The organism is Methylorubrum pseudosasae (assembly GCF_029504475.1).
Classification (GTDB): domain Bacteria; phylum Pseudomonadota; class Alphaproteobacteria; order Rhizobiales; family Beijerinckiaceae; genus Methylobacterium; species Methylobacterium extorquens.
Map to the genome: position 1 here is coordinate 2,154,065 of NZ_JAQGDU010000002.1, position 24,020 is coordinate 2,178,084.

Below are 24,020 nucleotides of genomic sequence, written 5' to 3' on the forward strand. Positions count from 1 at the left end.
CCCCGCGCCGGGACCGTGCCACCGGATCCGCTCGAACGGAGCGGCTTCCGCCTCATGACGCCGGCGCGATGTCCGAGCCGGCGCCCTCCGTCATAGCGACGGGATCGCGAGGGCTTCGCCTCGGACATCAGAAGTGGGCGTGGGGCTGAAGCTTCAGCCGGCTGCGGCCGAGATCGAGTTGCTTGCTGACGAGCCAGTCCGGATTGCGGGCGTTGAAGTACCCCTTCAGCGCGTAACGCCAGAACAGCTCTTCCGCGCGGGAGGACGGCCCGTGCACCCCCTTCACCTGGGCGACTTCGCCCAGCGCCCGGGCCTTGTGGGCGAGGTTGGCGCTGTTGTTCTGCCCGGTGCGGCGGAAGCAGGCGACCGGTCTAGCGACGCGGGCATAGGGCTCCTGCGCCAGGGCACGGCAGAACATCTCGTAGTCGCCGCAATCCCTGAACGCGTAGTTGAACCCGCCGAGCTCGGCGTAAAAGTCCCGCGCGATGTAGGTCGCCATGTGCATGACCGGGTTCCAGCCGAGGCACACGAGCATGCGCGGCGTCATCCAGTTGGGCGGGGCGGCCAACCCGCCTAGGCCCCGGCCGCGCCCGTCGATCCAGCGGATGCCACCGACGACCCAGCGCCGATGGCTGCCCTTGTAGGCCTCGACCACGGCCTCCAGGCCGCCTTCGAGCAGCACGTCGTCGGCGCCGAGGAAGCCGAGCAATTCGCCCGATGCGGCGAAGGAGCCCTTGTTGATCGCGTCGAAGATGCCACGATCCTTGCCCTGGAGCACGGTGGCGCCGAGGCTTTGCGCCAGTTCGACGGTACCGTCGGTGCTGCCCGCATCGACGATCACATGCTCGACCTCGATGCCGTTGCGGGCGCTGGCCCGCGAGGATTCGATGCATTCGCGTAAGTATTCGACGCCATTCAGCGTCGGGGTGACCACGGACACCTTCATGGCCGGCTTCCTCGTCTTTCGGCTTGCGATCGCGTGCGGGACCACGCGCATTCGGGCAGGGGCGGCGCCGGGCCCTCACGGCGCCGCACGATCGTCAGGCCACAGCCGCGAGCGCGCTGGAGAAGCTGTCACGGCCGGCGACGAGGGGGAGGGGCGCTACGAGGCCGCCGAACCGCTCGGCGGGGGCGCAGCCGTTGGTGACGATGCCCTTGTTCATCGCCCAGACCGCCGCCTGCGTCCGATTCTTCACCCGGACCTTGCGCAGGATCGCCTTGACGTGAACCTTGACGGTCGCCTCCGCGATATCGAGGTTGCGGGCGATGACCTTGTTGGACTCCCCCAAGGCCAGCCCTTCGAGGATGTTGACCTCGCGGCTCGACAGGCTGGAGAGCGAGGTGCCGTCCGCCCGCTGCAGCCCGGTCAGGGCGGCGACCGGGCCGGGTGCGCGCACCGGATCGAAGGCCAGGCACAAACGCCCGAGGAAGCTCACCGGCAGCACCGCGCAATCGGCGATCACCACCTCGAGGGTCTTGAGCAGGTCGGCCGGAGAGACGTCCTCGGTCAGATAGGCCGAAGCGCCGAGTTGAAGGCTGCGCAGCATCAGCCCTTCGGTATCGCGCAGCGCGAGCGCTACGATCTTGACCTCGGGCAGCGCCTCGGCGACCTGCCCGACGATCCCCGCGGCCTCCTCATCGATGACGACGAGCGCCAAATGCGCCGCCTTGAGGTCGGACAGGTGAAGCGCCGGGCTGGCCGCGACCTGCCGCACCATGAAGCGGGTGCCGGAAAGAAGCGCGATCAGGCTTTCCCGGACCATGCGGTTGTCACTGACGATGAGCGTATCGATGTGTTCCATCGGAGCTACTCCCCTGATCTCCTGAAAACCTCCCGCGCCGGATCACTCTGACCGCCAGATTCTGTTCAGGCCGTTCAAACGCACATATTGTGCGTCGCAGAATGGTTAGGCACAAATTAACTAGACCGAATGGGAGGTGTCCTGTCATGTCAGAAAAAACTTGGACATCTCAACAAGGCGTATCCAGTTCGTACTAGGCTTTTCCCTTGAGAATGGTCGGCGCGAGCAGCGCAGCCTCGGTTCGATTTCTGACGCCGAGCATTCGGATCACGGCTGAAACGTGAATTTTCACGGTCGCCTCGGCGATACTCAGTGCGATCGCGATCTCTCGATTGGATAACCCCTTGCCGATCAGCGCCAGAACTTCACGTTGGCGCAGGGTCAACCCGAACGTTCGCACGCTGCGCTCCGGTTGCCGCAGCCCCGCCCCGGCATCCGGCGGCTTCACGGCCAGGATGGTGGTGGGTGCGTAGAGCCGGCCGTCGAGCGTGGTTCGGACCGCCTCGAGCATTTCCTCGTGGCGCTGGCGCCGAACGATCAATCCGTGAAAGCCGAGGCTCAGGGCATCCTGGAACAGGTCGGCCGAGGCATGGGGGACGACGAGCAGGAGGCGTGCGGTGCCGGCCGCGCGCTTCAGGGCTCCGAGATAGGTCGGATCCCCGGCCGGAAGGAGGCGCGATCCGACGATCACGAGGTCCGTCTTCAGCGGTGACCGAAGGCTGTTAATCAATTCTGATGAATTCGAAACATCGACGACGATGATTCCACTCAGATTCAATTCCAGAGTTCGCCGCAAGACGATGCGGAAATTTCTTTGGTCATCTGCGATGATGATCCGCAACATAACTGAGCGTTAACTCCTTAGATTGCCGATCATCGCGAGTAAAATGAATATATCGGCTATAAATTCACTTCGAGCGCGCCGATCTGTTTTTATTCTCTGAAAATCACAGCTTTCGATCGAACCGCACTCAGGACAACGTCAAATTAAAACGAAATCCCGAATTATAGACAAATTGACAGACTTTCCTGCCTCGCAGAAGAGCTCTGCCCGGCCCAATGCTTAACATGCGAACCGCAATCGGCAAGTTTCTCTCAAGAGACTACCCGATATTGGCAAATATTATTTAGAATCGTCGATTCGATCAGGAGCTCATTCCAGAAAATCCGCGACGCGCTATCAATTATGAACTGAATACGCCTTTCGGGCTATCAACAATGAGGTATCGGCAAAACACTTTTGTTATATACCGCGCCGCAGCAGAGTCATATCGTACAACCTTACGGTCGCCTGGGTAGAACTAATCCGGTGTTTCGATCATAACCCGGATGGATCATGCCACCATGGCAACGGTGGGTAGTGGGGGGACTCCGTCGATGTCAGTAATCGTGGCGGGTGATGGCGGCTCGATCACGCGGCTGATGTACGAGCGTCGATGCCGAACGTTCTCGACACGCTTATCGCGCCCTCGCCGGCTCCACGGAACAACACGCGTGGCCGCACGGAGGCGGTGACGTGTCCGGGGGGGCCTCGTCGATGGATCAGAGCGTGGCGACGGCGGCCGGCTCAGGCCCGCTGACCGCGGACGCGGCGCGCGTCCTCGATGCGGTCGATGCCCCTGTCCTTAGTCGTCGCCCGCTCGGGCAGCATCGCCTACGCCAACGATCCCGCCCGCCTGCTGCTGACACGGGAGGATCCCTCCCGGACCCATCTGAGCGGTCATACCTCCCGCAACAGCGAGACCTCGCCGGCCGACAAGCACGCGCTCACAGGCAAAATCTCGACGGTGTTTCTGGCCCGGGCCAGGGCGACGCGGACGCCGCTTCCCGGCGTGATCGCGATCAAGCGGGGAAGCGGGATACGCCGTTACCGCTGCCACGGCTTCCGCCTGAACCGGGAGGGGATCGACCCCCTGGTTCTCCTGCGGCTCCTGCCGACGCCGGAGATGCGGTTCAATCTTCAGGCGACCGAGGCGGCGATGCTGCGGCGCGAACTCGCCGCGCGCGAGCGCCATCAGCGCAGCCAGCAGGCGCTGCTGCGCGAGCGTGACCTCCTGCTGGCCGATTTGCGCAGCAGCGCGCAGGCCCGTCTGCGCGCCGAACGCGACCGGGACGCGGTCCTCGCCCACACTCTACCGGGCGCATCAAGCCGAGCGGGAGCGTCTGGCCCGGGAACTCCACGACGAGGCCGGCCAGCAGCTCGCATGGCTGAAGCTTCAGCTCGACCGCCTGCGGCGCGCGCCCTCGCCGACGCAAGTCGAGGCGATGCTGAAGCAGGTCGATGCGATCTCGGCCAGCCTGCGGCAGGTCGTTCGCGAGCTGCGCCCGGTCACCCTGACCGAACTCGGTCTCATCCTCGCCCTGGGCGGCCTCGTGCGCGAATGGTCCGACCAAAGCGCGATCCCCATCGACTTCCAGCTTTCGGGAACCACGGTCCGCCTCACGCCGGAGATCGAGGTGACGATCTTTCGGCTGGTGCAGGAAGCCCTCACCAACGTCGTCAAGCACGCGCCGGGGGCGCGCCACGTCTCCGTGACCCTGCAATACGCCAGCACGGGCGTCACCCTGGCGATCGAGGACGACGGGCCCGGGCTTGCCTGCGAGCAGGCGCCCGAGGCGCGGCGGGCGGGCGGCGGCTTCGGACTCGCGGGCATGCGCGAGCGGCTGACCCTGCTCGGAGGAACGCTCATGATCGAATCGCCTCCCGGCGGCGGGACGACGATTCTGGCGCGATTGCCGCTGACAGGGGGATGAGATGCGAATGGCGAAAGAACGGGTCAGGGTCGCCCTGATCGACGATCACCCAATCTTCAGAAGCGGGGTCCGCGGCCTGCTCGGCGAGACAGCCGGCATCGAGGTCGTCGGAGAGGCAAGCGACGGCCGGCACGCCCTGGATCTGGTCCTCAGGACCAAGCCCGACGTCGTCATCATGGATATCACCATGACCGGCATGAGCGGCCTTGCGGTGGCGCGTGCGCTCCGGGAAGTGGGCTCCGCGGTGCACATCGTCTTCCTGACGGTCAACGAAGACCTCGCCTTCGTCGACGAGGCGCTGACCGCGGGGGCCCAGGGCTATGTCCTGAAGCGTTCCGCCGGCACCAGCCTGCTGGAGGCCATCGAAGCGGTCGTCTTGGGCGGCCAGTACGTCGATGCCGAAATGCGCGCGCCGCCAGCGCCGCCCGACCGTACGGAAGCCGGCCCGCCCGCTCCGCATCCCGGCCAGGAGGGCGGCCTCACCGCACGGGAGCGCGAGGTGCTCCGGCTCATCGCGCTGGGCATGACGATGAAAGAGGTCAGTCTCGCCATGTCGATCTCGGCGGCCTCGGTCGATACCTACAAGATCCGCGGCTGCAAGAAGCTCGGCCTTCGGTCCCGCGCCAGCATCGTCCGCTTCGCACTCGGGCAAGGCTGGCTCGAGACCGAGAACAGGCGCTTGTCGTCGGAGCGGCCACCATCACTGATGTGAGTCTGATCGAGAACCGGCGTTTCGTTTGCGTAGGAGTTGAAACCATCCCATGAGCGGCGCACCCGATCACCTCGTGCGTTTCATGCGGCACGACGCGGACAACCGACATCCGGCCATCGACGGAAGGCACCCGACGGATCATTGATCGTCGAGATTCTACCGCTCCGCATGACCGGGGCGGGCGCTCTCTTGCATATTGTCAGAGCTTCTTCTCGTAGCAGGGCCGACCGGCCAAAGCTGCCCGTTTCATCGCAAGCGCTGCACCGCCTCGGCAGCCGAACGGCCCGCGACAAGCCCGGCCCCTTCTCACCGAGCCTGCTCAGCCCAGTTCCTGCGCCGCGCGTTCCAGCGCGCCCAGAAGCGGTTCGATCTGCGCGGCGCTCAGATCGTGGAAGCCGAGGGTGCGGCCCATCACGACGCCGAGCAGCGAGAAGAACAGGGCGGCCCCGACACCGGCCGGCCCCTCCGCAGCCTCGAACCGGGCGAGCCGCTCGGCCACGAACACCCGGTAGCCGGCGAGGGCATCCGGATTCTCGGCAGAGGCGAGCAGAAGGGCGCGGCTGAACTCGTCCTCGTCGCAATAGCTGCGGCGCAGATGCTCGATCATGCCGAGCGCGAGCCCCGTCGCGCCCGGACCCCGCTCAGCCTCGCAGGCGGCGATGCCGGTGCGCAGCTCCTCCAGCTTGCGGCCGACGAGGGCGAGGATCAGAGCATCCTTCGAGGCGTAATGGTGCAGCACGCCGCCCTTGCTCAGGCCTGCCTCCGTCGCCACGGCGTCGATGGTCAGCGCGCGCGCGCCGCCCCGGCGCAGGACCGCGCCCGCCGCGTCGAGAATCACTTCGGCACGGTCGTCGCGCCGGCTGCGCGTCTTCTGCGACATGATCGCCCCCGATCCCCGCCCCTGCACGCGCCATCCAGCGTGCCACACTAAATCACTGTTGTCGCTGATGTTTCGGGAGAAACCAGGGGCGTCCCCCAAGCCAGTTCGCTTAAAAACCGTCTGGACGGTCGGTAAGATAGGCGATAAGCCTGCGCCGCGAAAGCCGTCCTCTCACGAATCGGCCGTATGCCCCGTCCCCGCCGTCCGGAAACTCGGCCGATGTCCCCACGGCTCCGTCCCGTCCTCACCGCTACCGCCTTCACGGCGGCCCTGTCGGCCCTCCTCGTGACGGCGGCCTTCCCGGCGGATGCGCCCGCGACCTCCGCCCTCCCGGAGGCGGAAGACCCGTCCGTCGCGCTGGTGCGGGTCGTGACGGCGACGGAGGGCCCCGTCACCTCGGATGTGGTGCTCACCGGCGACATCCAGGCCCAGGCCCAGACCAACGTCGCCTTCCGTACCAACGGCAAGGTCGCCGAACGCCGTGTCGAGGTCGGCGATCACGTCACCGCCGATCAGGTGCTCGCGGTGCTGGAGCCGCTGACGCAGCGGGCGAATCTCGACAACGCCCGCGCCGCCCTGGTCTCGGCGGAGGCGCAGCTGACCCAGGCCAAGGTGACTTTCGAGCGCCAGAAGCAGCTCATCAACGGCGGCTACACCACGCGCCCGTCCTACGACAACGCCGAGCAGCAGCTGCGCACCTCCCAAGCCGCGGTCGATTCGGCCAAGGCAGCGCTCGGCACCGCCGAGGAACAGCTCTCCTATACCGAGCTGCGCGCGGGCGTATCCGGCATCGTCCTGAGTCGCACCTTCGAGGTCGGGCAGGTGGTGCAGGCGGGCCAAGCCGTGATGGTGCTGGCCCAGGACGGCCCGCGCGACGCGGTGTTCAACGTCTACGAGGCGCTGACGGCCCACCCGCCCGGCGACAAGACGATCCACGTCACGCTCCAGTCCGATCCCGCGGCGGCGGCGACGGGTCACGTGCGCGAAATCTCGCCGACCGTGGACGCGGCGAGTGGCACGGTCCGCGTCAAGGTCGGGCTGGAAGCGACCCCGCCCGCGATGTCGCTCGGCGCCGTGGTGATCGGCCGGGGCCGCTTCGCCTCGCGCGAGGCCGTGGTGCTGCCCTGGTCGGCGCTCTACCGCTTCGACAACCGGCCGGCGGTGTGGATCTACGATTCCGCCGCGGGCACGGTCTCGATCCGCGGCGTCGAGATCGACCGCTACGGCTTCGACAACATCGTCCTGAAGGGCGGCGTCAGGTCCGGAGAAACGGTCGTGGTCGCCGGCATCCAGTTCCTCCGCCCCGGCCAGCACGTCGCGCTGGCGGCACAGAACGCCGCGCCGGAACCGACGAAATCCGCGGCGGGGGAGGGCGGACGATGAGGCACGCGCTCCTTGTCTGCGCCGTGGTTGCCGGGGCCGCTCCGCTCACCGCCTGTCAGCCGTCGCAGGAGGCGCCCGCTCCGCCGCCCGTGCGGCCGGTTCTGACCACCCTGGCACAGCCCACCGACAGCGTGATCTTCGGCCCCTTCGCCGGCACGGTCGAGCCGCGCTACCAGTCGCAGCTCGGCTTCCAGATCGGCGGACGGGTGGTGGCCCGCGACGTCACCGTCGGCGACGTCGTGAAGAAGGGCCAGCGCCTCGCGGCCCTCGACCCGATCGTCTCGCGGTTCGACCTCAGCCGCGCCGAGGCGGAGCTGTCCGACGCCAGGGCCCAGGCCGAGAACGCGACGGCCACCGAGGCGCGCACGCGGCGCCTGATGGAGGGCGGCAACGTCACCCAGGCCCAGCTCGACGCAGCGGTGGCCCGGCGCGACACCGCCCAGGCCCGCCTCGCCCAGGCCGGTGCCAGCCTGCAAAAGGCCCGCGACCAGATCGGCTACACCGAGCTGCGCGCCGATTTCGACGGCGTCGTCACCCAGCGGCTCGCCGAGATCGGGCAGGTCGTGAGCCCGGGGCAGGGGATCGTGACGCTGGCCCGGCCCGAGACTCGCGAGGCCGTGGTCGACATCCCCGAGACGCCGGCCGGCGCCATGCCCAAGGACGGGCTGTTCACCGTGGTGCTCCAGAGCGCGCCGGAGATCACCGCCCGCGGCCGGGTGCGCGAGGTCGCTCCCTTCGCCGAAGCCGGCACCCGCACCCGCCGGGTCCGCCTGACCCTGGAAGAGCCCGGCCCCGCCTTCCGGCTCGGCGCCACCATCACCGTCGCGCTGGAGCGCCGCATCGAGCGCCGCTTCGTCCTGCCGGCCACCGCGCTCCTCGACGCCGATGGCCGCCGCTCGGTCTGGATCGTGCCGGCGGCCGACAAGCGCGAAGACGATAAGGCGGACGGGCAAGGGGGCGTGCAAGAGGCCGTGCAGGGCGATGAGCCGGGCGACCGGCACGTCGAGCGGCGCGACGTGACCCTCGACGGGGACGGGCCGGACGGAAACGGGCGCATCGCCGTGCGCACGGGGCTGAAACCCGGCGAGCGGGTCGTGGTCGCGGGCGCCCATTCCCTGCGCGACGGCCAGACCGTCCGACTGGCCGACGACCGGAACTGAGCCGGAACCCGGCAACGGATTCGGCCCGGCAAGACATTCTGCAAAGGTTTCCGCGCGTGAAGGACTTCAACCTTTCCGATTGGGCGCTCGGCCACCGTTCGCTGGTCTGGTTCCTGATGCTCGTCTGCCTCGTGGCGGGCGTGATGGCCTATTCGCGCCTCGGCCGGGAGGAGGACCCGCCCTTCGCCATCAAGACCATGGTGGTCCAGGCGAGCTGGCCCGGCGCCACGATCAAGGACACGCTCGATCAGGTCACCGACCGGATCGAGAAGGAGCTCCAGCAGATCAACGCGCTGGATTACGTGCGCAGCTACACCACGCCGGGGCAGGCGACGGTGTTCGTGCAGTTCCGCGACACGACGAGGAAGGAGGAGATCCAGCCCGCCTTCTATCAGGTGCGCAAGCGCTTGGGCGACATCCAGCACACCTTCCCGCAGGGCGTGCAGGGCCCGTCGTTCAACGACGAGTTCGGCGACGTCTACGGCAACGTCTACGCCTTCACCGCCGACGGCCTGACCCACCGGCAGCTGCGCGACTACGTCGAGGGCGTGCGCACCGAGATCCTCAAGGTGCCCAATATCGGCAAGACCCTGCTCATGGGCGTGCAGGGCGAGACGATCTATCTCGACTTCTCGACCCGCAAGCTCGCGGGCTACGGCATTGATCTCCAGGCCTTGATCAAGGCGCTGCAATCGCAGAACGCGGTGGCCGCCTCCGGCGTGGTCCAGGCGGGGCCGGAGCGGGTGAGCCTGCGGGTGAGCGGCCAGTTCTCCTCCGAGGCATCGCTGCGCAACGTCAACCTGCGCTTCAACGACCGCTTCTTCCGCCTCGCGGACGTGGCCGAGATCTCCCGCGGCTACGAGGACCCGCCGGCCGCCCTGTTCCGCGTCGACGGCAAGCCGGCGATCGGGCTGGCCATCGCCATGCGCCCCAACGCCAACCTGCTCAAGTTCGGCGAGGATCTGAAGGAGCGCATGCACCACGTCGAGGGCAAGCTGCCCATCGGCGTCGGCATCCACCTCGTCTCCGACCAGCCCAAGATCGTCGAGGAGGCGGTCGGCGGCTTCACCAAGGCGCTGGTCGAGGCGGTCGTCATCGTGCTGGTCGTGAGCTTCGTCAGCCTGGGCCTGCGCGCCGGGCTCGTGGTCGCGATCTCGATCCCGCTCGTGCTCGCCATCGTCTTCGTCGTCATGCAGATCATGGGCGTCACGCTCCAGCGCATCTCGCTGGGCGCCCTCATCATCGCGCTCGGCCTGCTCGTGGACGACGCGATGATCACCGTCGAGATGATGGTGGCCCGTCTCGAACTCGGCGACAACCTGAAGAAGGCGGCGACCTTCGCCTACACCTCCACCGCCTTTCCGATGCTCACCGGCACGCTGGTGACGGTGGCGGGCTTCCTGCCGATCGGCTTCAACGGCTCCTCGGCGGGCGAGTACACCTACTCGCTGTTCGTGGTGATCGCCGCCTCGCTGCTGGTCTCCTGGGTGGTCGCGGTGCTGTTCGCGCCGCTGCTCGGCGTGACCATCCTGCCCAAGACCATGAAGCACCATGCCGAGCGGCAGGGGCTGTTCACCCGCATCTTCATGGCGGTCCTTCGGGTCGCGATGCGGCTGCGCTGGATCACCGTGATCGCCTGCGTCGCCCTGATGGGGCTGGCGGTGGTCGGGATGGGCCACGTGCAGCAGCAGTTCTTCCCGTCCTCCGACCGCTCCGAGCTTCTCGTCGACCTGACCCTGCCGCAGAACGCCACCATCGCCGAGACGCGGGCGCAGATGGACCGCTTCGAGGCCCGGCTGAAGGCCGATCCCGACATCGAGCGCTGGAGCTCCTATGTCGGCCAGGGCGCGGTGCGCTTCTACCTGCCGCTGGACCAGCAGCTCGCCAACGCCTTCTTCGGGCAGATCGTGATCGTCACGAAGTCGCTGGAGGTGCGCGACGCAGTCATGGAGCGGCTGCAGAAATTCGGCCGGCACGATTTCGTCGGCACCGACGTCCTGGTGCAGCCGCTCAGCCTCGGCCCGCCGGTGGGGCGCCCGATCCAGTACCGGCTCTCCGGCCCCGACGTGCAGGAGGTGCGCCGGCTCGGGCTGAAGCTCGCCGACGTGGTCGCGACCGACAAGCGGCTCGCCGTGCCGACCTTCGACTGGAACGAGCCCGGCAAGGTGCTGCGCGTCGAGATCCTGCAGGACAAGGCGCGCCAACTCGGCGTGACCAGCCAGGACATCGCCGGCATCCTCAACGCCGTCGTCGGCGGCCAAGCGATCACGCAGGTGCGCGATTCGATCTACCTCGTGAACGTGGTCGGCCGGGCGCGCACCGTGGAGCGCACCTCGCTCGACACGCTCCAGAGCCTTCAGGTCGCGCTCTCCAACGGCTCGGTCGTGCCGATCCTGGCCTTCGCCAAGATCGATTACGACCTGGAGCAGCCGATCGTCTGGCGCCGCGACCGGGTGCCGACGCTCACCGTGCGCGCCACCATCAACGACGCGACCCAGCCCCCCACCGTCGTCGCCGCGCTCCAGCCGGCCATCGACGCCTACATGAAGGCGCTGCCGGAGGGCTACACGCTGGCGGTCGGCGGCGCGGTCGAGGAGGCGGCCAAGGGCCAGGGCCCGATCGCCGCCGTCGTGCCGGTGATGCTGCTGGCCATGGCGGTGTTCCTGATGATCCAGCTCCAGAGCTTCCAGAAGCTCTTCCTGGTCTTTTCCGTCGCGCCGCTCGGCTTGATCGGTGTGGTCCCGGCGCTGTTGCTGTTCGACAAGCCGATGGGCTTCGTCGCCATCCTCGGCATTCTGGCGTTGATCGGTATCATCGTGCGCAACGCCGTCATCCTGGTCAGCCAGATCGAGGAATGCGAGGCCGAGGGGATGGCGCCCTGGGACGCGGTGGTCGAGGCCACCCGCCACCGCATGCGGCCGATCCTGCTCACGGCGGCGGCGGCGAGCCTCGGCCTGGTCCCGATCGCCCGCGAGGTGTTCTGGGGCCCGATGGCCTACGCGATGATCGGCGGCATCCTGGCCGCGACCGCCCTGACGCTGCTGTTCCTGCCCGCCCTCTATGTCGGCTGGTACAGGATCAGGCCGCCCTCGCGCGACGCGGCAGCGCCCGGCCGTTGAGGCTGGGCCGGCGCGGGCGATCCTCGCGCCGGTGCCAGTGGCATCCCGCGGCAGCCGGCGGATTCGAGACGATCACGCACAGATGAAACCAGTTGTATTATGCATCTCACGCGTTTCGAGCTGAGATTTTTGCGCTTGAGCGCATGACCTCTGCTTTCGCTGCATAGCCGTCCTGTGCGGCAACACGCGTCGCCAAAACCCCTTTGCGGATGTCAAGCCATCCGCTAGGCACGTCCCGAACGCCGCGCCAAGGCGGCGGCTCCGATCACCTTCAGGCGAGCCGGCTGCCCGCGATGACCACCGACCACGCCACGGCCAATTCCCACCCGCTCGAGCGCGACGCGCAAGTGGCCATGAGCCACCACGACGTCAGCCCCAACGACATCGCGCTCGGCGTGGTGATCGGGCGGGCGTCGGAATATTTCGACTTCTTCGTGTTCGGCATCGCCTCGGTGCTGGTGTTCCCGAAGGTGTTCTTCCCCTTCGCCGCCCCCCTCACGGGCACGCTCTACTCGTTCGCCATCTTCGCGCTGGCCTTCATCGCCCGCCCGCTCGGGTCGGTCTTCTTCATGTGGGTCCACAAGCGGCACGGACGCGGGGTGAAGCTCACCCTCGCCCTGTTCCTGCTCGGCGGCTCGACCGCGGCGATCAGCTTCCTGCCGAGCTACAACTCGATCGGCGTCGTCGCCATCGAGCTGCTCGCGGTGCTGCGGGTCGCGCAGGGCTTCGCGCTCGGCGGCGCCTGGGACGGCATGGCCTCGCTGCTCGCCCTCAACGCGCCGCGGGAGCGCCGTGGCTGGTACGCGATGATCCCGCAGCTCGGCGCGCCGTTCGGCTTCATGGTGGCGAGCGCGCTGTTCGCGTTCTTCTCCGTCAACCTGACCCCTGAGGATTTCACCGACTGGGGCTGGCGCTTCCCGTTCTTCTGCGCCTTCACCATCAACGTCGTGGCCCTGTTCGCGCGGCTCCGGCTCGTGGCCACCCCCGAATTCACCCGGCTTCTCGACAAGGGTCGGCTCGAGCCCGTCAGCGTCGTCGATCTCGCCCGCCACCACGCCCTCGACGTGTGGATCGGCGCCTTCGTGCCGCTGGCGAGCTTTGCCTTGTTCCACCTCGTCACGATCTTCCCGATCGCGTGGCTCGCCCTGTCGAGCGAGCGCTCCGCCGGCGACTTCCTGATGGTACAGTTCTCCGGCGCCATGGTTTGCGCCGGCGCGATCGCCGCCTCGGGCCTGATCGCCGACCAGATCGGGCGGCGCAACGTGCTGCTCATCAGCGCCGGGCTGATCGCCGTGTTCGCCTGCGGCAGCATCCTGGCGCCGCTGATCTTCGGCGAGAACGCCATCGGCCAGACGATCTACGTCAATATCGGCTTCATGCTGCTCGGCCTGTCCTACGGTCAGACCGCCGGTGCCGTGACCTCGCGGCTGGGCGGGCGCTACCGCTACACCGGCGCGGCGCTCACCTCCGACCTCGCCTGGCTGTTCGGCGCGGGCTTCGCTCCCCTCGTGGTGCTGTACCTCTCCACCGAGTACGGGCTCGCGATGGTCGGCGTGTACCTGCTGTCGGGCGCGCTGGCGACGCTGCTCGCGCTCTCCCTCGACCGGTCCGAGATGCGCCAGATGTAAGTTTGGCCCCGCGGGCGGAGACTCATCTCGCCGCGGGACCGGGAGCGCTTTCCGCCGAACCCTGGATGCCGGTTCGGCGCCAGAAAGTGCGTCACAACAAGGTCCCGGAGAGGCCGAGCCGACACCGTCGGCTCGGCCTCTCCGGAGAGAAACGAACCGCCGCCACGCGGGAAGTCACCCGCGCGGCCCTTGCGATGGAACGAAGATTCGTGGCCATGACCGCCGACCGTTCAATGAGAGCCCGTGCCGGGGCCGGCTCCGCGGGCCGGATCCTGCGGGGTCTCGTCCTCCTGCCGCTGTTCGGCCTGCTCGCCGGCTGCAACCTCGTGGTGATGCAGCCCTCCGGCGACATCGCCATGCAGCAGCGCAACCTCGTCCTCGCCTCGACGGGGCTGATGCTGCTCATCATCATCCCGGTGATCGTGCTGACCCTGCTGTTCGCGTGGCGCTACCGCGCATCGAACACGGCGGCCCGCCACGACCCCGATTGGGACCATTCGACCGGGCTCGAAGTGGTGATCTGGACCGCGCCGCTGATGATCATCATCGCGCTCGGCGCGCTGACCTGGATCAGCACCCATACCCTCGACCCGTTCCGGCCGCTCTCGCGCATCGAGCCGGGAAAGCCGGTCGCGGCGGAGGTGAAGCCGCTGGAGGTGGAGGTCGTCGCCCTCGATTGGAAGTGGCTGTTCTTCTACCCCGAATACAACGTCGCGACGGTCAACGAGCTGGCCGCGCCGGTGAACCGTCCGATCACCTTCAAGATCACCGCCTCCTCGGTGATGAACGCCTTCTACATCCCCGCGCTCGCCGGCATGATCTACGCGATGCCCGGCATGCAGACGCAGCTCCACGCCGTGATCAACAAGCCGGGCGCCTATGACGGGCTGTCGTCGCACTACAGCGGCACCGGCTTCTCGCGCATGACGTTCAAGTTCCACGGGCTCGACGGCGACGGCTTCGACCAGTGGATTGCCAAAGTGAAGCAGCAGGGTTCGGAATTGAGCCGTGATGCCTATCTCGAACTCGAGCGCCCGAGCGAGCGCGTTCCCGTCACCTACTACGCCTCGTTTGCCGACGGCCTCTTCGGCAAGATCCTCGGCATGTGCGCCGTGCCCGGCAAGATGTGCATGCACGAGATGATGACCATCGACGCCAAGGGCGGCGCCGGCAAGGAAAGCCAAGAGAACGCCGAGCGGCTCCAGTACGACAACCGCCATGTGCAGCGCGGCGACGAAGCCCCGGGGGCGACGACCCCGGCCTCGCACCGCGCGCCCAAGAGCGAGTCGCCCGACGGCGATAAGACCCACGAGGGGAGCGGCCAAGGCCACTCCGCTCCCGACCAGACCAACAACTGATCCGTCGCCGCCTCAGGATTTACGGACGAGTTTCAACCCATGTTCGCAAACACGGACCTGCAGCACCTGCTGTTCGGGCGCCTCTCCCTGGAGGACATCCCGTTCCACGAACCGATCCTGCAAGTGACCTTCGCAGGCGTCGCCGTGGCCGGGATCGCGGTGATCGCCGCCATTACCTATTTCCGCTTCTGGGGTCCGCTCTGGCGCGACTGGTTGACCTCGGTCGACCACAAGAAGATCGGCATCATGTACGTCGTCCTGGCGCTCGTGATGCTGCTGCGCGGCTTTGCCGACGCGTTGCTGATGCGCTCGCAGCAGGCGATCGCGTTCGGCTCCAACGAGGGCTTCCTGCCGCCGCACCACTACGACCAGATCTTCACCGCCCACGGCGTGATCATGATCTTCTTCGTGGCGATGCCGTTCGTCACCGGCCTGATGAACTACGTCGTGCCGCTGCAGATCGGCGCGCGCGACGTCGCCTTCCCGTTCCTGAACAACTTCTCGTTCTGGATGACGGTGTCCGGCGCGGCCACGATCATGATCTCGCTGTTCGTTGGTGAGTTCGCCCGCACCGGCTGGCTCGCCTACCCGCCGCTCTCGGGCGCGGACATGAGCCCGGGGGTCGGCGTCGACTACTACATCTGGGGCCTGCAGATCGCGGGCATCGGCACGACGCTGTCCGGCATCAACCTGGTCGCGACCATCGTGAAGATGCGCGCGCCCGGCATGTCGATGATGAAGCTGCCGATCTTCACCTGGACCTCGCTGTGCACGAACGTGCTCATCGTGGCCGCCTTCCCGATCCTCGCCGCCGTTCTCGCGCTGCTGAGCCTCGACCGCTACGTCGGCACGCACTTCTTCACGAACGACCTCGGCGGCAACCCGATGATGTACTTCAACCTCATCTGGATCTGGGGCCATCCGGAGGTCTACATCCTCATCCTGCCGGCCTTCGGCGTGTTCTCGGAGGTCACCTCGGCCTTCAGCGGCAAGCGCCTGTTCGGCTATACCTCGATGGTCTACGCGACCGTCGTCATCACGATCCTGTCCTACCTCGTGTGGCTGCACCACTTCTTCACGATGGGTTCGGGCGCGAGCGTGAACTCGTTCTTCGGCCTGACGACGATGATCATCTCGATCCCGACGGGCGCGAAGATCTTCAACTGGCTGTTCACGATGTACCGCGGCCGCATCCGCTTCGATGTGCCGATGCTGTGGACCGTCAGCTTCATGGTCACCTTCACCATCGGTGGCATGACCGGCGTGCTGCTCGCCGTGCCCCCGGCCGACTTCGTGCTGCACAACTCGCTGTTCCTGATCGCGCACTTCCACAACGTGATCATCGGCGGCGTGCTGTTCGGCATGTTCGCCGGCGTGAACTACTGGTTCCCGAAGGCCTTCGGCTTCCGGCTCGACGAGTTCTGGGGCAAGGTCAGCTTCTGGTTCTGGACCATCGGCTTCTACGTCGCCTTCATGCCGCTCTACGTGCTGGGGCTCATGGGCGTGACCCGCCGTGCCCAGCACTTCGACGACCCGTCGCTGCAGATCTGGTTCGTGATCGCCGCCATCGGCGCGGGTCTGATCGCGCTGGGCATCGGTGCCATGATCGTCCAGTTCGCGGTCTCGATCAAAAACCGCGAGGCGCTGCGCGACGTGACCGGCGATCCGTGGGAAGGCCGGACCCTCGAATGGGCGACCTCCTCGCCGCCGCCGGACTACAACTTCGCCTTCACGCCCGTGGTGCACAGCCTCGACGCGTGGTGGGACATGAAGGCCCGCGGCTTCCAGCGTCCGCTCTCGGGCTACAAGCCGATCCACATGCCCAAGAACACCGCCACCGGCGTGATCCTGGGCGTGGTCAGCATCGTCTTCTCGTTCGCGATGATCTGGTACATCTGGTGGCTGGCAGCGCTCACCTTTGTGGCGATGCTGGCGATCACGATCGCCCATACCTTCAACTACAACCGCGACTTCTACATCCCCGCTGAGACGGTCCGCCGGACCGAGCAGCAGCGGACCGAAGCGCTCGCGGCGCGGGTCTGAGCAGCATCATGGCAACGCACGCGACCCACACCCTCGTCGGCGACCGGATGTCCGGCGCCGACGTGCCGGACTTCCTCGATCTCGAGGGCGAGCATCACCCGGAAGGGGGCACGATGCTCGGCTTCTGGATCTACCTGATGAGCGACTGCCTCATCTTCGCAGTCCTGTTCGCCACCTACGCCGTGCTCGGCCGCAGCTACGCGGCCGGGCCCTCGCCCAAGGACCTGTTCGACCTGCCGATCGTGGCGGTGAACACGTCGATGCTGCTGTTCTCCTCCATCACCTACGGCTTCGCCATGCTGGCGATGGAGAAGGACGACCTCGCCAAAACCCAGCTCTGGCTTGCGATCACCGGCCTGTTCGGCGCGGCCTTCGTCGGGCTCGAACTCTACGAGTTCGCTCACCTGATCCACGAAGGCGCCACGCCCCAGCGCAGCGGCTTCCTGTCCGCGTTCTTCACCCTGGTCGGAACCCACGGCCTGCACGTCACCTTCGGCCTGATCTGGCTCGTCACGCTGATGATCCAGACGCGGCTCAAGGGCCTCGTTGTGGAGAACAAGCGCCGGCTGATGTGCCTGTCGATGTTCTGGCACTTCCTCGACGTCATCTGGATCGGCGTCTTCACCTTCGTGTACCTGATGGGAGTCCTGCAATGAGCGGGGCAGCGCACGCCGACGATCACGGCCATGGGCAGGATGCCCACGGCCACGGCTCCTTCAAAGACTACGTCACGGGCTTCGTGCTCTCCGTCATCCTGACGGCGATCCCGTTCTGGCTGGTGATGGGCGACGTGCTGGGCGACAAGCTCATCACCGGCGTCGTCATCCTCGGTCTGGGCGCGGTGCAGATCGTGGTCCACATGATCTACTTCCTGCACATGAACACGAAGTCGGAGGGCGGCTGGACCTTCATGGCGCTGATCTTCACGATCACCCTCGTGGTCATCACCCTGTGCGGGTCGATCTGGGTCATGCACCACCTCAACACCAACATGATGCCGATCTCGCCCGAGGAGATGCGTCACGCTCCCTGACGCATCCCGCAAACCCGACGCTCCGGCGCCCGCCGCCCCGGCAACGGGTCGGCGGCGCCCATTGCTCGTCCGGCTCGCGGTGATCCTGGCGGGCCTTGTGGTGACGGGCGTCTTCCTCGGCCTCGGCACGTGGCAAGTCGAGCGCCGGGTCTGGAAGCTCGACCTGATCGACCGGGTCGAGGCCCGCATCCGCGCCGAGCCCGCGCCCGCACCGGGCCCGGAGGACTGGGCCGGTCTCACGGCCGCCTCCGCCGAGTACCGGCGGGTCCAACTCACCGGCCGCTTCGCCTACGATCGTGCCACGCTGGTCCAGGCGGTGACCGCCCGCGGCTCCGGTTTCTGGGTGCTGGTGCCGCTCGTGACCGACCGCGGTTTCACCGTCCTCGTCAACCGCGGCTTCGTGCCGACGGAGGCCCGCGAGCGCACGGCCCGTGCTGCGGGTGAGCCGGACGGGGAGGTGACGGTCACGGGCCTGCTGCGCCTGACCGAGCCCGGCGGCGCCTTCCTGCGTCACAACGATCCGGCGGCCGACCGCTGGTACTCCCGCGACGTCGCGGCCATCGCCGCCGCCCGCGGGATCGACGGCACGCCGAATGAGGTCGCGCCCTATTTCGTGGATGCCGACGCCGCGCCCAATCCCGGCGGCCTACCGGTCGGCGGCCTCACGGTGGTGGCTTTCCACAACAACCATCTCGTCTACGCGCTGACCTGGTACGCCCTCGCGCTGATGACCGCCGCGGCCCTCATCTACGCTCTTAGAGGGTCTCGCAGGATGCCGCGTCGCTGACGGACCGCCCTTTGTCGGTCTGACGGGGCGATGACGCGGGGCATCCGGCCATGACGCCGGGTGGGGCGACGCGCCCGGAACCGTTGAAACTATTTTTCACATTTTTTTCCTGGACCTGTATCGATTTAACAGTTGAGGTTGTTAACCCTTCGTACACCAATCACCATCGCGATTCGCGGCAGCCCCTGCCGCGCCGGATGAAGCTGGGAGCCAGGATGGGAGTCGCCCTGCACGGGCCTGAACGGGACGGACGTGATCGCCGGGATGGCGACGGAGTCTCCCGTGGCGTACCCGAGCCGCTGGCGGATCTCATCGTTGCCATGGAGCGGACGCTCGTCGCGCTGGCAGGGGAGGGCGGGGGCCGCAACGAGTTGCACGCCCTGCGCAACTATCTCTCCGACCTCTGCGTGTTGACCCAGGAGACGCCGACGATCCGGCGGGCGGTGGACCGTCTCGTCTTCGCGGGCGACCGCCTCGGCGAGGCGGTGATCGCGCCGCGAGGCTACGAGCGCCGCTGGCGGAGCCCCCGCCTGAACAAGGCCCGCCAAGCGCTCACCTCCCTCGAACGGACGCTCGCGGGCGCGCGCCCGAGCCGGATCGCGGTGCGGCTCGACCGCGACTGGTGACGGCAAAGCGGTTGGGACCGACGCCGCGCCGCGTAGGCGCCCATCGAACCGCGCGATAACGGCCGAGCTTGGCGGAACAGTTACGCCGGCCAACGGTTTGGGGACGCGTGCGACAGGCGCACCGTTCCCCCTTTCGAGCCACCGAATGGATAAACCCAGCCGCTCGGCCCAGACCTGGGCAGCCACGGCCGGCGCCGCCGCGCTGGCGGTCGGAGCATGGTACCTCCTGCCCGTCGAGGACTGGCTGCGCGCCTTTTCGGACTGGGCGAACGGCCTCGGTCCCTACGGCCTCCTCGCCTTCGGCGTGCTGTTCTTCCTGGCGACCCTTCTCGTCGTACCGGGCACCCCACTCACCATCGCCGGGGCCGTCGCCTTCGGCTGGGCGGTGATGCCGGTGGTGCTGTTATCGGCGACGCTCGGCTCCTGGCTCGCCTTCGTGGCCGCCCGCCACCTGTTCCGCGAGCGGGTGCGGGGACTGATCGAGCGCCGGCCGGCGCTGAACGCCACCGTGGAGGCGGTCGGCGACGGTGGCTGGCGGCTCATGACCCTGATGCGGCTCAGCCCCTTCGTGCCGTTCAACGCCCAGAACTACGTCTTCGGGGTCACGGATGTCCGCACCTCCGCCTATCTGGTCTCCACCGTGATCGGCATGATGCCGGGCACGGTGGTGTGCGTCTATCTCGGTGTCATCGGCCGCCATGCCGGCAGTGACGAGCCGACCCACTGGATCACCCTCGGCCTCGGCCTCCTCGCCACCGTCGCGGCGGTGGAACTCACCCGGCGCCGGGTGCGGGCCAAACTCGAAGCCGGCAAACTCAAGCTGGGAAAGGCCGGGGCACGATGAGCGTTCCGCTCGAACAGGGGATGAGCGCGCCGTCGCGGCGTAGCAGCTCGGTGCGCGCATGAGGATGGAACGCGGGGTGGGTCAAGGATCGTCCGAGAGCTGGCTGCGGCCCGGGCTCACCTGCTGGCGGCAGGAGCGGGCGGGGCGCATCGCGGTGCTGCATGACGGCGCGGCCTATTTCGCCGCCGCCCATGCGGCGCTGCTGAAGGCGCGCACCTCCATCACCCTGATCGGCTGGAGCTTCGATCCGCGCGCGCGCCTGCTGCCGGGGGATTCCCCCGATGCGGGCGAGACCCTGGCGGAGCTGCTGCGCCGCCTGAAGGCCGCACGGCCGGAACTCGCCATCCGCATCCTGATCTGGGACATGCCCTGGCCGATCTCGGCGGGCAACGACCACACCCCCGACAGCGTGCGGGAGAGCCTCGGCCCTGACATCGACTTCCGCATCGACGGCACGCTGCCCCTCGGCGCCTGCCAGCACCAGAAGATCCTCGTGATCGACGATGCGATCGCGTTCAGCGGCGGCAGCGACTTCGAGGTGAACCGCTGGGACACCCCCGCCCACCGCGACCGCGACCCCCGCCGCCGCCTGCCCTCCGGCGAGGACTACCCGCCGCGCCACGACGTGATGATGCTGGTCGATCGTGACGCCGCGCGGGCGCTGGCGGATCTGGCCCGCGAGCGCTGGCGCCGCGCCACCGGCGAGAGCCTTCCGTCTGTCGACGGCGATCCGGACGGGGACCCGGACTTGGATCCTTGGCCCGAAACCCTCGCGCCGCACCTGACCGACGTGACGGTGGGGCTCGCCCGCACCGATCCGCCGCTGGCTGGGCGCCCGGCGGTGACGGAGAGCGCCGCGCTCTATCGCGCCTCGATCCGCGCGGCGGAGCGCTTCATCTATCTGGAGAACCAGTATCTCACCTCGCCGGTCGTCGCGGAGGCGCTGGCCGAGCGCCTCGCCGAACCCGACGGGCCGGAGATCGTGATCGTGCTGTCCGAGCGCAGCCCGAGCGGCTTCGACCGCCTGACCATGGACAGCGCCCGCCGCGGCCTGATCCGGGCTTTGCGCCGCGCGGACCGGTTCGACCGGCTGCGGATCGTGGCGCCGCACACGGAGAAAGGCCGGCCGATCCTGGTGCATGCCAAGGTCGCGATCGTCGACGAGCGCCTGCTGCGGATCGGCTCGACCAACCTCAACAACCGCTCCCTCGGTTACGACACCGAGTGCGACCTCGCCGTGGAGGTGCCGGCCGACGACGCCGAGGCCCGCGCGGCTTTGCGGCGGCTGCTCGTCCGGCTGCTCTCCCATCACGGCGGCTGCCCGCCCGACGTGTTCGGGCAAGCCTTCGCGGCGCGCGGCTCCCTGCGCGCGGTGCTCGACGATCCACGCTTGATGCCGTGCTCGCGGGTCTGCCCCCTCGTCCCCTCCCGCCGCGGCCCGGTGGCCCGCCTCGTCGAGGCTTTCCATCTCGGCGACCCGGTGAGCCCCGCCGACGCGTGGCGTCCCTGGCGCCGCCGCAAGGCGCTGCGCCGGGTTGGCGGCTCAGGTTTCTTGGAGGAGGACACCGCCTCACAACCGGAGAAGGCGGCACTGGGCGCCTCATGACCCCTACCGTGACGGTTGGACGGTTGGATTTTAACCGGCTCCCCCTCTCCCCGTACGCGGGGAGAGGGGATGCGCGCGAAGTCGAGGCGGTCCCATAGAGCAGAAGGCGCGCGGCTACTTGTCGAACACCGCCTGCAAAGCGGCCTGATCCTTCCGCGCCTCCTTGCCCGCGGGCAGGGCGATCAGGGTGAGGATGCGGGCCTTGTCCGGCGTGAGGTCGCCCGCAAACACCGCGCCGGCCTTGCGCAGGGTGTTGCCGCCGCCCTTGAAGCCGTAGACTGGTAGGGCGCGGCCGTCATGGACCTTGGTCGCCACGATCACCGGCACACCCTTGGCGATGACTTCGGCGATCGCGTCGTGCATCTCGGCGTTGACGTTGCCCCAGCCATAGGCCTCGACCACGATCGCCTCGGCCCCGCTCTCGGCCGCGTGCCGGACCTGCGAACCGTCGGCGCCGGCATACATCGCCACGAGATCGACCCGCGGCATCCGCTCCGGCAGCGGCAGGGTCTGGCGGCGCAGGGAGCGGCGGCTGAACACGACACGGTCCTCGTCCACGTATCCGAGGATGCCGGCCTCCCCCGAATTGAAGGTCTCGACGTTGCTGGTGTGGGTCTTGCGGACCTCGCGCGCCGCGTTGATGCGGTGGTTGAGCGTCACCGTCACGCCCTGGCCCACCGCGCCCTCGGCCAGGATCTGGCGGGCGGCGTTGAGGAGGTTGCGCGGGCCGTCGGCATCCGCGTCGGAGGCGTTGCGCTGGGCGCCCACCAGCACCACCGGCTTGTCGCTCTTGAGGGTCAGGTCGAGGAAGTAGGCGGTCTGATCGAGGGTGTCGGTCCCGTGCAGCACGATCGCCCCGCGAATGCCGGGATCGGCGAGCAGCGCGTCGAGCTTAGCGGTCAACGCCGGCCAGCGGTCCGGGCCCATATAGTCGCTCGGCACGTTGCTGAACTCGGTCACCTCGATGGTGGCGATGTCCTTCAGCTTCGGCACCGCCGCGACGAGATCCTCGCCCGAGAGCGCCGGGACCGGCGCGTGGGTCGTGGGATCGAGCTTCATCGCGATGGTGCCACCGGTCGCGACCACGGCGATCCGCGGCGGCTCGGCCCGCGCCGGCCCGGCGGACAATGCGGTCAGGGCGGCGAGACCGAGAGCGGTCAGGGGTCCGGTCATCTTCGTCATCGTGCGCGCATCCTCTCCCGTCCACGGCCGGTCGTCGGGCCGGCCCGCGGAACGACCATGCTCGCGCGCGGAAAGACCCTCAACCCGGCTCGATCCGGATCTCCGCCAGAACTGGCAGATGGTCGGACGCCTTCCGCGCCAGTGGCGTGTCCACGACCGCGATGCGCTCGACGGCGACCCGTTCGCTGACGAAGACATGGTCGACGCGCAGCAGGGGGAAGCGGCTCGGGAAGGTCGCGCCGCCGCGCCGCCAGCGCCGGTCCCCCGTGAGCCGCCGCGCATCGGTGAGGCGTCCGCTCAGCCGGCGGTAGGCGCGCGACCAGCCGGTGGCGTTGAAGTCGCCGAGCAGCACCGTCGGCGCGTGGCAGGTTGGATCGCCGAGCCAGTCGGGCCCGAGCAACGCCTTGGCCTGGGCGACGCGCTCCGCCCCGAGCAATCCGAAATGGGTGGTGATCACCTGAAGCTTGCTGGCGCCCGCCGTCACCTCGACCCACAGTGCCCCCCTTGGCTCCAGGCCGGGGCGCCGCAGCAGGCCGGGCAGGGGGCCGGCGCGCTTGAGCCGCGACGGCAGGTGGGTGAGCACGGCATCGCCGTAGCGCTCCTCCTCGATGTGCAGGGCCGGGTGGAAATGCGAGAACATTCCGACCAGCCGGGCGATCTCCTCCGCCTGATCCAAACCGTCGGTGCGCGGGCGCCCGACATCGACCTCTTGGAGCGCGACGATGTCGGGCGCCAGGGCGGCGATCACCCGCGCAACCCGCTCCGGCGCGACCCGCCCGTCGGTGCCGCGGCAATGGCGGACGTTGTAGGTGAGCAGGCGCAAGCGCCGCGACGCCGCCGATGCCGACTCATCCGACGCGAGTTCCGATCGTTCCTCGGCATGCGCCTCGATCTGCTCCTGTTGCACGCCCTCTCCCCCGGCCGGATTGCAGCGCGCCGCCTGCCAAAAGCCGGAGCGGCGCGCGCCAACCGAACGCCGGGACGGGCCAACCGATCCCTGATCGCGTCGGATCGCATGCAGCCAATCCGCGCCGACGGCCGTTTTCCGCGTCCGGCGGAACCGCACCGGAGATGACCTCTTTCGAACAGGCGAGGCGCGTGAT

At 68.1% G+C, this 24,020-nt stretch carries 19 protein-coding genes and 1 pseudogene; 14 read left to right on the forward strand and 6 right to left on the reverse strand.

What is annotated here, in order from left to right; translation table 11 throughout:
- Positions 1 to 127: 127 nt before the first annotated feature.
- From M2437_RS11025 to M2437_RS11035, 3 genes are all read right to left on the reverse strand, one after another.
- Complete coding sequence (locus tag M2437_RS11025; RefSeq protein ID WP_012255446.1) at positions 128 to 946, reverse strand: glycosyltransferase family 2 protein; 819 nt, start codon at positions 944 to 946, stop codon at positions 128 to 130.
- A gap of 94 nt (positions 947 to 1,040) precedes the next feature.
- Positions 1,041 to 1,802: a LuxR C-terminal-related transcriptional regulator gene (locus M2437_RS11030; protein WP_003600126.1), complete on the reverse strand. Its 762-nt coding sequence runs from the start codon at positions 1,800 to 1,802 to the stop codon at positions 1,041 to 1,043.
- 193 nt (positions 1,803 to 1,995) lie between these two features.
- On the reverse strand, positions 1,996 to 2,646 hold the full coding sequence (locus M2437_RS11035) for a response regulator transcription factor (protein ID WP_003600124.1): 651 nt from the start codon (positions 2,644 to 2,646) through the stop codon (positions 1,996 to 1,998).
- Positions 2,647 to 3,339: 693 nt separating this feature from the next.
- On the opposite strand from M2437_RS11035, the pseudogene M2437_RS11040 reads away from it, so the two are divergent.
- A pseudogene (locus M2437_RS11040) lies at positions 3,340 to 4,556 on the forward strand (sensor histidine kinase).
- Positions 4,557 to 4,563: 7 nt separating this feature from the next.
- Positions 4,564 to 5,268, forward strand: a complete 705-nt coding sequence (locus M2437_RS11045; protein WP_015824421.1) for a response regulator — start codon at positions 4,564 to 4,566, stop codon at positions 5,266 to 5,268.
- A 319-nt stretch (positions 5,269 to 5,587) separates the two neighbouring features.
- Here the strand turns inward: M2437_RS11045 and M2437_RS11050 are convergent, their stop codons facing one another.
- Positions 5,588 to 6,148, reverse strand: a complete 561-nt coding sequence (locus M2437_RS11050; RefSeq protein ID WP_253387423.1) for a TetR/AcrR family transcriptional regulator — start codon at positions 6,146 to 6,148, stop codon at positions 5,588 to 5,590.
- A gap of 219 nt (positions 6,149 to 6,367) precedes the next feature.
- Between M2437_RS11050 and M2437_RS11055 the strand changes: the two genes are divergently transcribed.
- From M2437_RS11055 to M2437_RS11110, 12 genes are all read left to right on the forward strand, one after another.
- On the forward strand, positions 6,368 to 7,531 hold the full coding sequence (locus tag M2437_RS11055) for an efflux RND transporter periplasmic adaptor subunit (protein WP_056116303.1): 1,164 nt from the start codon (positions 6,368 to 6,370) through the stop codon (positions 7,529 to 7,531).
- Positions 7,528 to 8,691, forward strand: a complete 1,164-nt coding sequence (locus M2437_RS11060; protein WP_253387424.1) for an efflux RND transporter periplasmic adaptor subunit — start codon at positions 7,528 to 7,530, stop codon at positions 8,689 to 8,691. Before M2437_RS11055 ends, M2437_RS11060 begins: the two co-directional genes overlap by 4 nt.
- Before the next feature lie 56 nt (positions 8,692 to 8,747).
- Positions 8,748 to 11,810 (forward strand): efflux RND transporter permease subunit, encoded by a 3,063-nt coding sequence (locus M2437_RS11065; RefSeq protein ID WP_309247827.1) that lies wholly within the window; start codon positions 8,748 to 8,750, stop codon positions 11,808 to 11,810.
- A 293-nt stretch (positions 11,811 to 12,103) separates the two neighbouring features.
- Entirely contained in the window at positions 12,104 to 13,438 is a 1,335-nt protein-coding gene (locus tag M2437_RS11070) for an MFS transporter (RefSeq protein ID WP_003600117.1), read from the forward strand.
- 233 nt (positions 13,439 to 13,671) lie between these two features.
- Positions 13,672 to 14,796, forward strand: coding sequence for a ubiquinol oxidase subunit II (gene cyoA / locus M2437_RS11075; RefSeq protein WP_253387425.1), 1,125 nt, complete (start codon positions 13,672 to 13,674; stop codon positions 14,794 to 14,796).
- A gap of 39 nt (positions 14,797 to 14,835) precedes the next feature.
- A complete protein-coding gene (gene cyoB, locus M2437_RS11080; protein WP_003600114.1) occupies positions 14,836 to 16,839 on the forward strand; it encodes a cytochrome o ubiquinol oxidase subunit I in 2,004 nt (667 codons plus the stop codon).
- Between the two features lie 47 nt (positions 16,840 to 16,886).
- The gene (cyoC, locus tag M2437_RS11085) at positions 16,887 to 17,495 is read left to right on the forward strand and encodes a cytochrome o ubiquinol oxidase subunit III (protein ID WP_373691184.1); all 609 of its coding nucleotides are present in this window, start codon (positions 16,887 to 16,889) and stop codon (positions 17,493 to 17,495) included.
- Complete coding sequence (gene cyoD / locus M2437_RS11090; RefSeq protein WP_003600111.1) at positions 17,492 to 17,872, forward strand: cytochrome o ubiquinol oxidase subunit IV; 381 nt, start codon at positions 17,492 to 17,494, stop codon at positions 17,870 to 17,872. Before cyoC ends, cyoD begins: the two co-directional genes overlap by 4 nt.
- 61 nt (positions 17,873 to 17,933) lie before the next feature.
- Positions 17,934 to 18,659 carry an SURF1 family protein gene (locus M2437_RS11095; RefSeq protein ID WP_253387426.1) on the forward strand — a complete coding sequence of 242 codons (726 nt, stop codon included), beginning with the start codon at positions 17,934 to 17,936 and terminating at the stop codon, positions 18,657 to 18,659.
- A gap of 215 nt (positions 18,660 to 18,874) precedes the next feature.
- Entirely contained in the window at positions 18,875 to 19,285 is a 411-nt protein-coding gene (locus M2437_RS11100; RefSeq protein WP_012255437.1) for a hypothetical protein, read from the forward strand.
- A gap of 145 nt (positions 19,286 to 19,430) precedes the next feature.
- Positions 19,431 to 20,129, forward strand: a complete 699-nt coding sequence (locus tag M2437_RS11105) for a TVP38/TMEM64 family protein (protein WP_253387427.1) — start codon at positions 19,431 to 19,433, stop codon at positions 20,127 to 20,129.
- A 58-nt stretch (positions 20,130 to 20,187) separates the two neighbouring features.
- Positions 20,188 to 21,735: a phospholipase D-like domain-containing protein gene (locus M2437_RS11110; RefSeq protein WP_309247828.1), complete on the forward strand. Its 1,548-nt coding sequence runs from the start codon at positions 20,188 to 20,190 to the stop codon at positions 21,733 to 21,735.
- Positions 21,736 to 21,849: 114 nt separating this feature from the next.
- Here the strand turns inward: M2437_RS11110 and M2437_RS11115 are convergent, their stop codons facing one another.
- Both M2437_RS11115 and M2437_RS11120 read right to left on the reverse strand, forming a co-directional pair.
- Positions 21,850 to 22,917: an asparaginase gene (locus tag M2437_RS11115; RefSeq protein WP_253387429.1), complete on the reverse strand. Its 1,068-nt coding sequence runs from the start codon at positions 22,915 to 22,917 to the stop codon at positions 21,850 to 21,852.
- Between the two features lie 79 nt (positions 22,918 to 22,996).
- On the reverse strand, positions 22,997 to 23,824 hold the full coding sequence (locus M2437_RS11120; RefSeq protein ID WP_253387430.1) for an endonuclease/exonuclease/phosphatase family protein: 828 nt from the start codon (positions 23,822 to 23,824) through the stop codon (positions 22,997 to 22,999).
- Between the last annotated feature and the right edge of the window lie 196 nt (positions 23,825 to 24,020).